Here is a 13,026-nt window from a genome sequence, read left to right as displayed (position 1 = left end):
GAACCGTCTCGAAGGACAGCCGGATCAAACCATTTCCACGATGGTCACGTTGGCGACGCCGCCGCCTTCGCACATCGTCTGCAGGCCGTACTTCCCGCCGCGCGCCTTCAGCGCATGGAGCAGGGTCGCCATCAGCTTGGTGCCCGAAGCGCCAAGCGGGTGGCCCAGCGCAATCGCGCCGCCATTGACGTTCAGCTTTTCCGGATCGGCGCCGGTGTGCTTCAGCCAGGCCATCGGGACCGAGGCAAAGGCTTCGTTCACTTCGTAAAGGTCGATGTCGTTGATCGACAGGCCCGCCTTGGCCAGGGCCTTGTCGGTCGCGAACAGCGGCTCTTCCAGCATGATCACCGGATCGCCTGCCGTGACGGTCAGGGTGTGGATGCGGGCCAGCGGGGTCAGGTTGTAGCGCTTCAGCGCCTCTTCCGACACGACCAGAGCCGCCGAGGAACCGTCGCAGATCTGGCTGGAGGTCGCCGCGGTCAGCGAACCGCCTTCGCTCAGCAGCTTGACGCCAGCGATGCTTTCCAGCGTCGCGTCGAAACGAATGCCTTCGTCAACCGTGTGCCATTCCTTGCCATCGGCCGTTTCGATCTCGATCGGCACGATTTCGCTGTTGAAGGCACCGGCTTCGGTCGCCGCGCGGGCGCGCTGGTGGCTGGTCAGGGCAAAGCGGTCGAGATCGTCCTTGGAGAAGCCGTGCTTCTTCACGATCATTTCCGCACCCATGAACTGCGACCAGGTAACGCCCGGATACTTCTCTTCCAGACCCGGCGACTTGTAGTTGCCCAGGCCTTCCTTCATGTGGAACATGGCGGTCGAGCCCATCGGCACGCGGGTCATGCTTTCGATGCCCGCCGCGATGACCACGTCCTGAGTGCCGCTCATCACGGCCTGGGCCGCGAACTGGATCGCCTGCTGCGACGAACCGCACTGGCGGTCGATCGTCACCGCCGGAGTCGACTGCGGCAGCAACTTGGACGCGAGCACCGCGTTGCGCCCGACCTGTCCGGCCTGCTGCCCGCCCTGGCTGACGCAGCCCATGATCACATCGTCCACCGCATTGGGATCGACGCCCGTGCGCGAAACCAGCGCATCCAGCGTCTGCGCGGCCAGATCGACCGGGTGCACCCCGGCCAGACGTCCACCGCGGCGGCCGCCAGCGGTACGTAGAGCATCAACGATATAGGCGGTCGCCATGGCATCCGATTCCTTCTGCTGGGTTATTTAACCGATCGATTAAAGAGTGCCCGCACCGAGGTCAAGGACCGCGTGACGGTGTGACAGATTCGTCACAGGAACGAATGAAAATTGCGCATACCCTTTTGGGTAATTGCCTCGCCGGGACACATCCCTCACCCATGGCGAATCCGGGTTGATACCTAGGGCATTTTATCTGGCGGCAAATGCATAGCCGGATCACAGAAAAAACCTCCCTTCGAATACGGGATAGAGGACCAAGGGGACTAAGAATGAAGATTTTCAGCAAGTCGGCTTTTTCGACTTCTACCAGCCTGGCAACTGCCGCCATCATCGCACTGGCCTCGGCCAGCGCCGCGCAGGCCCAGGAAGCAGCAGCTGCCGCCGAAACGGCAGAATGCGCCGACGCGAACAACAATGGCACGTGCGACACCGATGAAAAGGGCGAGATCGTCGTTGTCGGCACCGGTTCGCGCCTTGCCCGCCCAACGCTTTCCTCGCCCGTTCCGCTCACTTCGGTGACGGTCAATGAACTGACCGATAGCGGCGACGTTTCGCTGGGCGACGCGCTGAATGACCTGCCGTCGCTCCGCTCGACCTACAGCCAGGGTAACTCGACCCGCTTCATCGGCACGGCCGGCCTCAACATCCTCGACCTGCGCGGACTGGGCGTTTCGCGCACCCTGGTCCTGGTAAATGGCAAGCGCCACGTCACGGCATCGCCGGGCGATTACCTGGTCGACGTGAACACGATCCCGGTCGACCTGCTCGACCGCGTCGACGTGGTGACCGGCGGCAATTCCGCCGTCTACGGTTCGGACGCTGTCGCCGGCGTAGTGAACTTCGTGCTGAAGCGCGATTTCGAAGGTCTCACCCTGCGCGGCCAGGGCGGGATTTCGTCGCGCGGTGACCGCGGCAACATGTTCGTGTCCGGTACCTTCGGCAAGAACTTCGCTGACGGCCGCGGCAACATCGCCATCTCGGGCGAATATGCCAAGGCAAACCCGCTCTATTTCAAGGATCGTGACGATCTGACCGGTGCCTATTCCGGGCGCCGCCAATTCAACCTTCAGGACGTGACCACTGGCGAAAACGGCCTGGGTGACGGCATCCCCGACCAGGTCTACTTCGGCGGCGGCGTGTTCAACGGCAACATTGCCGACACCGGCCTGATTTCGGTCAACGCGTCGAGCAATCCTGCCTCCAGCGTCTATTGCGGCAATCTTTCGGCCACGAACCGGGCCCTGCGCTGCCTGCCCAATCTGCAGCCGCGCATCTTCACCTTCGCGCCCGACGGTTCGCGCCTGATCGAAACCATTCCGGAGATTGACTTCCGTCCGGTTGCCTCGGGCAACGTGATCCCGACCGACCGATCGAACCCCGGCCGGCTTTCCAGCCTGCGCAACACCGGACAGCTTGCCGCTGGACTTGACCGCTACGCGCTCAACGTCCTGCTGCACTACGACTTCTCGGATGCGTTCCGTCCGTTCCTGGAGGCGAAGTACGTCCACGTCGATGCGGTCCAGGAAGGGCAGCCCAGCTTCTTCCAGGGCGGCACGCTTGGCACGTTCTCGTGCAGCAACCCCTTCCTCACTCCGACTGCACTGGCGCAGTTGCAGACGCTTGGCCGCTGCGCCAATCCGGCTACCGGCACCTTCGCGACCAGCCGCTTCAACACCGATTTCGGTGGTCGCGGCGAATTGCATGATCGCGATACCTATCGCATCGTCGGAGGGTTCGAAGGCGATTTCAACGACGACTGGAAGTACGAAGTCTTCGTGAACTACGGTCGCCTTGAAACCAGCGTTCTGGCAAAGAACAACCTGGTACTGACGAACAACGAAGGTACGGAGTTTGACGGCTACCTGCTGGCCTACAACGCCGTCCTGGCCCCGACTGGCTACACCGGCACGAACTTCGTAACCAACTACGCCGGTCAGAAAGTCGTCTGCGCGGTCAACGCCGATGCCAGCACCACCAATGACCGTGCGGACTGCGTTCCCTTGAACCTGTTCGGACAGTACCAGGCCGACCCGCGCGCACTGGCCTTCTCGCAGACCGATTCCACCCGCAAGGAATGGGCGGAAGAACTGAACTTCGGCTTCAGCGTTTCCGGCGACACGTCGACCTTCCTGAACCTGCCGGGTGGCCCGGTCAGCTTCGCGCTGGGCGGCGAATACCGCGAAGAAGCATCCTCGTCGGTGTGGGATGAACAGGTCCAGTCGGGCGCAACCTTCCTGAACGCGATCAAGCCGTTCAACCCGCCGAAGCTGACGGTGCGCGAAGCCTTCGGTGAAATCCTGCTTCCGCTGGTGAAGGACGTTCCCTTCATCAAGGATCTGAGCGTGGGCGCGGCTGGCCGGGTTTCGGACTACAACACCAGCGCCGGCCGGACCAATTCCTACAACATCAATGGCGTCTGGGCCGTCAACGACAGCATCAAGTTCCGCGCGAACTATTCCACCGCGGTTCGCGTGCCGACCCAGTCGGACCTTTATTCGCCGCTGTCGGAAAACTTTGCCCAGATCACCGATCCGTGCGACGTGAACTTCATTGGCGGGAATCCGAACCGCGCGGTAAACTGCGCGGCTGCCGGCGTTCCGACGGGCTTCATCAATACCCAAGCCCGTTCGCAGTCGGTTCCGTTCCTCTCTGGCGGCAACGGCAATCTGGGTGCGGAAAAGGGCAAGAGCCTGACCATCGGTGCAGTGTTCACACCTGAATTCGCACCGGGCCTGTCGCTGACGGTCGACTACTACCGGATCAAGGTTGAAAACCTGATTTCGGCCCCAAGCCTGCAACAGCTGCTCAACCTGTGCTTCGACTCGACGCTTGCCTATGCGGACAACCCCTACTGCTCGGTCACTCCGTCCGACATTCCGGGTCTGTACGAGCGTAATTCGGACGGCACCTTCGGGGACTACGTAGGCAACTCGGTCGGCGTGAACTTCGCTGGGCAGCAGGCAAACGGCATCGACTTCGACCTGGCCTACCGTCACACCTTTGACAATGGCCACCGCCTGTCGTTCCGCGGCATTGCCACCTGGGTGCTCGAACGTACGAACTACTCGAACATCATCCTCCCGCAGGCTCCGGACCGGATCAAGAGCGAGCTGGGCGATCCCGAGTTCACTGCGAACGCTACCTTCGGTTACGATTTCGGCCCGATCGACCTGACCTACACGGTCCGCTACATTGGCAAGATGACCGTTTCGACCTATGAGGCACAGCACCCCTCGCCGGGCATCTGTCCGAACAGCGGCACGACCGGTGGTTCGGGACGGACCTGCACCCCGGGGGCTTTGGTAACGCTGGATCCCACCAACCTCGATGCGTTCGATCCCGTGTGGTATCCGTCAGCGTTCTACCACAACGTGCGTCTGAACTTTGAAACGTCGGACAAGAAGTACAACTTCTACCTCGGCGTCGACAATCTGGGTGACAAGATGCCGCCGCTCGGTCTGCTCGGCACTTCCGGCGGTGATCCCTACGACACCTTCGGCCGCTACTTCTACGCTGGCGTGAAGGCCAGCTTCTAAGCTCCGGCTGGAAGACCCAAAAAAGAAAGGGCGGCGTGGGATGCCACGCCGCCCTTTTTCTTTACCGGCAATCGAAGGCTCAAACCGCGATCGTCAGCGCTCCGTCGCCTTCGTCGATCTTGACCGTGCTGCCGTCGGGAATTTCCCCGGCGAGCAGCTTTTCGGCGAGCGGGTCCTGCAGATAGCGCTGCACGGCGCGCTTCAGCGGCCTTGCGCCATAGACCGGATCATAGCCGACCCGGCCCAGCCAGCGCTTGGCGCTTTCGGTCAGGTCGAGCGTGATCTTGCGGTCCTTGAGCAGCTTGGCCACGCGGCCGACCTGGATTTCGACGATCGGGCCCATGTGTTCCTGGCCGAGGCGGTGGAACAGGATGATCTCGTCCAGGCGGTTGAGGAATTCGGGGCGGAAATGGCCGCGTACGACTTCCATCACCTGCGGCTCTACGCTCTCGACGTCCTGCCCTTCTTCCAGATTGGCGAGGTACTGGCTGCCCAGGTTGCTGGTCAGGATGATCAGGGTGTTGGTGAAGTCCACGACCCGGCCCTGCCCGTCGGTCAGGCGGCCATCGTCGAGCACTTGCAGCAGCACGTTGAACACGTCGCCGTGCGCCTTCTCCACCTCGTCGAACAGCACGACCTGATAGGGCCGACGCCGCACCGCTTCGGTCAGGACGCCGCCTTCCTCATAGCCGACATAGCCCGGAGGCGCGCCGATCAGGCGGGCAACGGAGTGCTTCTCCATGAACTCGCTCATGTCGATGCGGACCATCGCAGTGTCGTCGTCGAACAGGAACCCGGCCAGCGCCTTGGTCAGTTCGGTCTTGCCCACGCCCGTGGGGCCGAGGAACAGGAAGCTGCCGAGCGGGCGGTTCGGATCCTGCAGACCGGCCCGCGCGCGGCGCACGGCCTTGGACACGGCAATCACCGCGTCCTGCTGGCCGATTACGCGCTGGCCGATGACCTGTTCCATCTTGAGCAGCTTTTCGCGCTCACCTTCCATCATCCGGTCGACCGGCACGCCGGTCCAGCGGCTGACGACGGCGGCGATGTCCTCTGCGGTCACTTCCTCGCGCAGCAGCATGTTGGACGTATCCGCGCCCTGGGCTTCGGCCAGTTGCCGCTCCAGTTCCGGGATGCGGCCATAGGAAAGCTCGCCCGCCTTGGCGAGGTCGCCGGCGCGCTGGGCCTGTTCCAGTTCGATCCGGGCCGCGTCGAGCTGCTCCTTGATCCTGCCTTCCGCCGCGATCTTGTCACGCTCGTTCTGCCAGCGGGTGGTGAGTTCCGCCGACTGCTGCTCCAGATTGGCCAGTTCGCCGCGCAGCGTTTCCAGCCGGTCCTTGCTCGCCTGATCGGTTTCCTTGGCCAGGGCCATTTCCTCGATCTTGAGCTGGATGATCCGGCGGTCGAGCACTTCGATTTCCTCGGGCTTCGATTCCACTTCCATGCGGATGCGGCTGGCCGCCTCGTCCATCAGGTCGATGGCCTTGTCCGGCAGAAAGCGGTCCGCGATGTAGCGGTTGGACAGGGTGGCCGAGGCGACGATGGCCTGGTCGGTGATCCGCACGCCGTGGTGCAGTTCGTAGCGGTCCTTCAGCCCGCGCAGGATCGAGATCGTGTCCTCCACGGTCGGCTCGCCCACGAACACGGGCTGGAACCGGCGCTGCAGGGCCGGGTCCTTCTCGACGTACTTCTGGTATTCATCCAGCGTCGTCGCGCCGATGCAATGCAGTTCGCCGCGCGCCAGAGCGGGCTTGAGCAGGTTGGAAGCGTCCATCGCGCCCTCGCTCTTCCCCGCGCCGATCAGCGTGTGCATCTCGTCGATGAACAGGATGATCTCGCCCTCAGCGCCCTTCACTTCGTCGAGCACGGCCTTGAGCCGTTCCTCGAACTCGCCGCGGTACTTGGCGCCCGCGATCAGCGCGCCCATGTCGAGCGCCATCAGGCGGCGATCCTTGAGGCTGTCCGGCACGTCGCCATTGGCGATGCGCAGCGCGAGGCCTTCGGCAATCGCGGTCTTGCCCACGCCGGGTTCGCCGATCAGCGCCGGGTTGTTCTTGGTGCGGCGCGCGAGAATCTGCACGGTGCGGCGGATTTCCTCGTCCCGCCCGATCACCGGGTCCAGCTTGCCGTCGCGCGCGGCCTGGGTCAGGTCGCGGGCATATTTCTTCATCGCGTCATAGGCGTTTTCGGCGCTGGCATTGTCCGCCGTGCGCCCACCGGTCAGTTCCTGGATCGCCGCTTCCAGCTTTGCCGCATCGACACCGGCGGACTTGAGCGCCTGACCCGCCGCATTGGTGGTGCCCAGCGCCAGCGCCTGAAGCATCCGCTGAACGGAAACGAAGCTGTCGCCCGCCTTGGCCGCCAATTGCTCGGCCTGGTCCAGCACGCGCACCGCATCGTTTTCCAGACCGGGCGCGGCCTGCGCGCCGGAACCGGAGACGGCGGGGATCTTGGCCAGCGCCTCATCCACCCGCGCCACGGCCAGCAGGGCATTGCCACCCGCGCGCTGGATCAGGCCGGAGGCCATGCCTTCCTCGTCCTCCAGCAGTGCCTTCAGGATATGTTCGGGGGTGATCCGCTGATGGTTCAGCCGGATCGCAACGGTCTGCGCCGACTGGAGAAAACCCTTGGCGCGGTCGGTGAATTTTTCGAGGTTCATGGGTGTATCAGCCTCCTGTCACACCACAGATAGTGTTGCGCCTTTGCCACACAAGGGGTGCACGCGAGAAATGTCGCGCAGCCAGCACGGGGCGTCTTTGACTAGCAGCAAATGCTTAGCTGGCAGGTTTGCAAGTGGGTGGGACCAATCCGGCTTCGACAGGCTCAGCCTGAGCGGGGTGTGGTGCCGCCGCGTGCCAAAAGGTTCGCGCAGAGAACGCAGAGGACGCAGAGGTGCTGCGGCAACCGCTCAGCCCATTCCCTCACCGTCACCCCGGCGCAGGCCGGGGGCCAGCGGGCCTTGCGCAAGGGGGAGGCCTCGCAGGGTTTCACGCAAAGGCGCAAAGGACGCAAAGGGGCTGCGTCTGTTCGCCGGAGGCGGGTGACTATCCGGTCTTATGCATGGCCGCAGCCGGGCAGGATAAAGTGGCTGCGCCGCAAACCCTTGGCGCCCTTTGCGCCTTTGCGCGAAACTTCTTACGGCTTGGGGCGCACCGCCTTCACCGCATTGGGCGCAAATTCCTTGCCGAAGAAGCTGTCCGCGTACCACCGCGGCAGTTCGGCTTCGTTGGCGATGGCGCGGACGATGCTATAGTTTACTTCGGCGAACTTCGCCCCAGCCACCCAGTCAAACGGCAGCTTCAGATCGTCGCTGGGCTGGTGATAGTGCTTTTCCAGGAAGTCGTTGAAGGCCTGCTTGCCGGGTCCGGCATGGCCGGTCATCAGGAAGACCGAAGGGATGCCCTGCTGGACGAAGCGATAGTGGTCGCTGCGGGTGAACAGACCCTCTTCGGGCAGGGGATCGGGCGAAAGCTGGATGCCGGCCTGGCTGGCCGCCTTAGCGACGACCGGGCCAAGCGTGGAATTCTCCGCGCCGAAGGCCACGACGTCGGTGAAGCGATAGGTCAGGATCGGCATGTCGAAATTGACCACGGCAACCACCTTGCCCTTGCCCGTCACCGGATTGCGGGCGAGGTATTCAGAGCCGAGCAGGCCGCCTTCCTCGTTCGTCACGGCGGCGAACAGGATCGGGCGGCGCGGGCGCTTGCCGTCCTTGGCCAGAGCCTTGGCCACTTCCAGCATGGTCGCGATCCCGGCGGCATTGTCCATCGCGCCGTTGTTGATCTTGTCCTCGCCCTTGCCGTGATCGCCGATGTGATCGAGGTGCGCGGTCATCAGGACATATTCGTCGGCGACCGAGGGGTCCGATCCGGGGATCATCGCGACGACATTGGGGCTGGTATAGGGGCGGAAAGTGCTGTTCCGCTCCAGCTGCGCGGTCATGCCAAGCGCGAAGCCTTTGGGCTTGCCGCCAGCCCTGTCCGCTTCGGCCAGGACCGAGGCAAGGCTCTGCTTGCCCGCACCGAACAGCTGCGCCGCGAAATCGGGATTGAGCGTGGCATCGGCGCGGATACCCGGCGCGCGCAGGAACGGCGTGCCATCGGCCTGAAGCCAGTTGGAGCGCGGATCGCCCGACATCTGCACCCGGCGTTCCCACGGACGGCGCGCCGTATCCGCCTTGGTCGGGATCGTCAGGATGCCGACGGCCCCGCGCTGCATCGCCATGCGCGCCTTGTCCGCACTCAGATGCGCGCCCAGTTCCGAATTCAGCCCCTTGGGATAGCCGCTGAGCAGGACCACGATCTTGCCCTTCACGTCCAGCCCGTCATAGTCGCGCAGGCCCAGGTCTGGCCGGTCCATGCCGAACCCGGCGAAGACCAGCGGCGCCTGGACCACCTGCTTGGCCTCTGCGGCATTGGAGCCGCTCAGCAATTGCCTGGTGCTGTCAAAGCGGATCGACTTGCCGTGGCCGGTCACGGTCAACACCGGCTGGCCATCCAGGCTCGCCTCGCGCAGCGGAACCTGCTGGAAAAAGCTGCCTTGTGCCGGATCGCCCATCGGAGTCGCGCCCATGCCCATGAACTGGCTCGCCACGTAATTGGCGGCGATGGTGTAACCCTTGGTCCCCGATCCGCGCCCGTCCAGCGTATCGTCCGCCAGGAAAGTCACATGCGCGCGCACGGCGGCGGGATCGAACAGGGTCTGGTCCTGCGCAACGACGGCGACCGGCGCCAGCAGGATAGACAAGGCCAGGGCTGGCGCAGCGAAACGCATGGTATTCTCCCCGAAGGATTGCTTTGCGTGCAAGCGCTAGCTGCCCGGGAGAGAAGTGACAATGTCCCCCGGACCAAGCGTCAACCTGCGCCGACGAAAGCGGATGGCGACAGCGCCGTTCATCTGCCCGCCATGCCGTTGGTCGAACGGGGGGCTTTTCGTCTGCCGCCCATCGGCTAGACCTTGTCTCACATTCAGATTGGGGACCATCACGTTCATGCGCCGCACTCTTGCCGCTTCGCTGCTTGCCATTGCCCTGTCCGCCTGCGCGGCAAATCCCGGCGCGCCGCTCGCTTCCGCGCCGCCGGCACCGCAGGCCAGCTCGGCCCCGCAGCCCGCGCCGCTTAGCGAACTGGTCAGCCGGGTGGACATTCCATACGAGAAATTCGTCCTCGCCAATGGCCTGACCGTGCTGGTCCACACCGACCGGAAAAGCCCCATCGTCGGCGTCACCACCTATTACCGCGTTGGATCGAAGCACGAGCCAAAGGGCCGCACCGGCTTTGCCCACCTGTTCGAACACCTGATGTTCGGCGGGTCTGAGAACGTGCCCAATTTCGACGTTCCGCTGGAAGGGGCAGGCTCCACCCCCACCAACGGATCGACCTGGTACGACCGCACCAACTATGTCGAAACCGTGCCGACCGGGGCGGTGGGCCTAGCGCTGTTCATGGAAAGCGACCGCATGGGCCACCTGCTCGGTGCGGTCACGCAGGATAAGCTGGATAAGCAGCGCAGCGTGGTGAAGAACGAAAAGCGCCAGGGCGACAACGAACCCTATGGCCTGGTCGAATATGCGATTGGCGACGGCCTGTTCCCGGTCGGCCACCCGTACCGCCATGCCACCATCGGCTCGATGGCCGATCTCGACGCGGCCAGCCTGTCGGACGTGCGCAGCTGGTTCACGGGCAACTATGCGCCGAACAACGTGGTGCTGGCCCTGTCGGGGGACATTGACGCGGCGACCGCGCGCCCGCTGGTCGAAAAGTGGTTCGGCGATATTCCGCGCGGTCCCGCCGTGACCAAGGTGGAAGCAGGCCCGGTCACTCTGCCTGCCCCGGTCAAGCGCGAGATGACGGATCAGGTTCCGCTGACCCGGATCTACCGCGTGTGGAGCGGTCCCGGCATGGCCGATCCGGACTCGCTCTCGCTCGACCTAGGCATGAAGGTCCTTGGCGGGCTGGCCTCGTCGCGGCTCGACAACGAACTGGTCCGGGCCAAGGCGCTGGCCGTGTCCGTCTCTGCCAATGTCCTGCAATTTGAGCAGACCAGCTTTCTGCAAGTGCAGATGGACGTGAAGCCGGGGGTTGAGCGCGCCACCGCCGAAGCCGCGCTCGATGCGGAAATCGCGCGGCTGATGCAGCAAGGCCCCAGCGAGGACGAACTGCGCCGCGCCGCTACCACTGCCGTATCGGGGCAGATCTTCGCGCTGGAACAGGTCGGCGGCTTTTCCGGCAAGGGCGCGCAACTGGCCGAGGGCGAGCTTTACGCGGGCGATCCCGCGCAGTTCAAGAAAGACCTGAACCGCATCGCCGCGCTGACTCCGGCCGAGGTCCAGTCCGCCATGCAGCGCTGGATGAGCCGCCCGGTCTTTGCCTTGGCGGTCACGCCGGGCGAGCGGACCGAAAAGGGCGAGACCATGGGGGGATGGGGCGATGAAGCCACGTCGCCGCCGCCAAAGCCTGACGCCAGGAAACCCGCCCCCAAGCTGAAGGCCGGACCCAAGCGGGAATTTCCCCCCGTCGATGCGGTCGGCAACCTGGACTTCCCCAAGGCGGAACGCGCCGTCCTGTCGAACGGAATTCCGGTCGTCCTGGCGCGGCGCAGCGGCACCCCGACCGTGCTGGTGAACCTGTCCTTTGACGCCGGTTATGCCGCCGATGCGCTCGACAGCCCCGGCACCCAGCGCCTGCTGTTCGACGTGCTGGAAGAGGGCACCGAAACCCGCGACGCGACCCAGATTGCCGAGGATCAGGAGCGGCTGGGCGCGCAGATCAGCACCGGCACCGGGATCGACAGCTCCACCGTCATGCTGGCCGCGCTGGCGCCCAACCTTGCCCCCTCGCTGGACCTGCTGGCCGACATTGTCCGCCGCCCGGCCTTCCGCGAAACCGACGTGAAGCGCGCCCGCGATCAGCAGCTGGCTGCGATTGCCCAGGCCAATGCCAGCCCCTCGGCCCTGGCCAGCCGCACGCTCAGCCCGATCCTGTTCGGCCCGGCCCATCCCTATGGCCAACCGGCCGATGGCCTGGGCGATGGGAAGTCCGTTTCCGCGCTCAGCCCCGCCGCGCTGCGCGTGGCTCAGGCCAAGTGGCTGCGTCCCGACAATGTGACGATCACCGTGGTCGGCGACGTGACCATGGAGCAGCTGAAGCCGCTGCTCGAAGCATCGCTCGGCACCTGGACAGCGCCGCTCAGCCTGCGCGCGATCAAGTCGCTCGATGCCGCCGTTCCCGCGCCGCAGCCCCGGATCGTGCTGATCGACCGACCCGGTTCGCCGCAGTCGGTGATCGTCGCGGGCCGCGTCCTGCCCTTCACTGGCCGCCAGCAAGGGATGGAGGCGCTGGACCTCGCCAACGAAGTACTCGGCAACAACTTCCTCTCGCGCCTCAATCTTGATCTGCGCGAGGACAAGGGCTGGTCCTATGGCGTGCGCTCTGCCGTGCGCAGCCCCAAGGGGCCGCGCAGCCTGGTCGTCAGCGCCCCGGTGCAAAGCGACAAGACCGGCGCCGCCATAGCCGCGATCCGCGCGCAGATGGCCGGCTTCCCCAACAAGCGCGGCGTCGATGCCACCGAATTCGCCCGCGCCACCGATGGCAACATCCGCGGCCTGCCCAACCGCTATGAAACAAACGGACAGGTGCTGGGCGCGTTGGTCAGCAACCAGTTGCTGGGACGCCCGGACGACTACCAGGCCACCCTGCCGACCCGCTATCGCGCGATTGACCGCAAGGCGATCGACGACGCGGCCCGCGCCCATCTCCAGCCGGATGGCCTGGTGATCGTCGTGGTCGGTGACCGCAAGTCGGTAGAGCCGCAGCTGAAAGGACTGGGCCTGCCGGTGGAGCTTATGTCCCCTGTTGACTCCGGCCAGACAACCGGAGAGTAGTTGCGTTACTTACCCCCCTGTAAGTGAGAGGAGTTTAACATGTCTGTTGCAGGCACTTACGAATGCGTTACCAAGACCCCGATGGGCGACCAGAAGAGCGACGTGACCATCGTCGTCAACGGTGACACCTTCACCGGCACCAATGCGGGCCAGATGGGTTCGATGGAAATGGAAAACGGCAAGGTCGACGGCAACAAGCTGACCTGGACGATGAAGATGACCGTCCCCATGCCGATGACCCTGGAAGGCGAAGCGACCGTCGACGGCGACACCATCACCGGCAGCGTCAAGGCCGGAGCCTTCGGCAGCTTCCCGCTGAGCGGCACCCGCAAGGCCTGACCCCCGCGCGGACATGCGAATAGAGAAAGGGCGCCGGAGGGATACTCCGGCGCCCTTTTTGTTTGGCTG

The 13,026-nt window shown here is 64.5% G+C and carries 6 protein-coding genes; 3 read left to right on the top strand and 3 right to left on the bottom strand.

From position 1 onward, the window contains the following. Window positions 1-24 precede the first annotated feature (24 nt). Complete coding sequence (locus ACQKOE_RS08210; RefSeq protein ID WP_427512351.1) at window positions 25-1,197, bottom strand: acetyl-CoA C-acetyltransferase; 1,173 nt, start codon at window positions 1,195-1,197, stop codon at window positions 25-27. 272 nt (window positions 1,198-1,469) lie between these two features. Between ACQKOE_RS08210 and ACQKOE_RS08205 the strand changes: the two genes are divergently transcribed. Continuing rightward, window positions 1,470-4,736 carry a TonB-dependent receptor domain-containing protein gene (locus ACQKOE_RS08205; protein ID WP_427512350.1) on the top strand — a complete coding sequence of 1,089 codons (3,267 nt, stop codon included), beginning with the start codon at window positions 1,470-1,472 and terminating at the stop codon, window positions 4,734-4,736. Window positions 4,737-4,815: 79 nt separating this feature from the next. On the opposite strand, the gene clpB is transcribed toward ACQKOE_RS08205, so the two are convergent. After that, window positions 4,816-7,395 (bottom strand): ATP-dependent chaperone ClpB, encoded by a 2,580-nt coding sequence (gene clpB, locus ACQKOE_RS08200; RefSeq protein ID WP_427512349.1) that lies wholly within the window; start codon window positions 7,393-7,395, stop codon window positions 4,816-4,818. Window positions 7,396-7,871: 476 nt separating this feature from the next. Then, a complete protein-coding gene (locus ACQKOE_RS08195; RefSeq protein WP_427512348.1) occupies window positions 7,872-9,509 on the bottom strand; it encodes a M28 family metallopeptidase in 1,638 nt (545 codons plus the stop codon). 217 nt (window positions 9,510-9,726) lie between these two features. Between ACQKOE_RS08195 and ACQKOE_RS08190 the strand changes: the two genes are divergently transcribed. Together ACQKOE_RS08190 and ACQKOE_RS08185 are read left to right on the top strand one after the other, a co-directional pair. Continuing rightward, window positions 9,727-12,618: a M16 family metallopeptidase gene (locus ACQKOE_RS08190; protein ID WP_427512347.1), complete on the top strand. Its 2,892-nt coding sequence runs from the start codon at window positions 9,727-9,729 to the stop codon at window positions 12,616-12,618. A gap of 39 nt (window positions 12,619-12,657) precedes the next feature. Next, window positions 12,658-12,957, top strand: coding sequence for a hypothetical protein (locus ACQKOE_RS08185; RefSeq protein WP_374588576.1), 300 nt, complete (start codon window positions 12,658-12,660; stop codon window positions 12,955-12,957). Window positions 12,958-13,026 lie beyond the last annotated feature (69 nt).

The sequence above is a fragment of the Novosphingobium sp. NPDC080210 genome (genome assembly GCF_050281025.1).
In the GTDB taxonomy this organism is placed as follows: Bacteria; Pseudomonadota; Alphaproteobacteria; order Sphingomonadales; family Sphingomonadaceae; genus Novosphingobium.
Note: the sequence above shows the minus strand (reverse complement) of the source record. Positions and strands in the feature narration are given on the sequence as shown.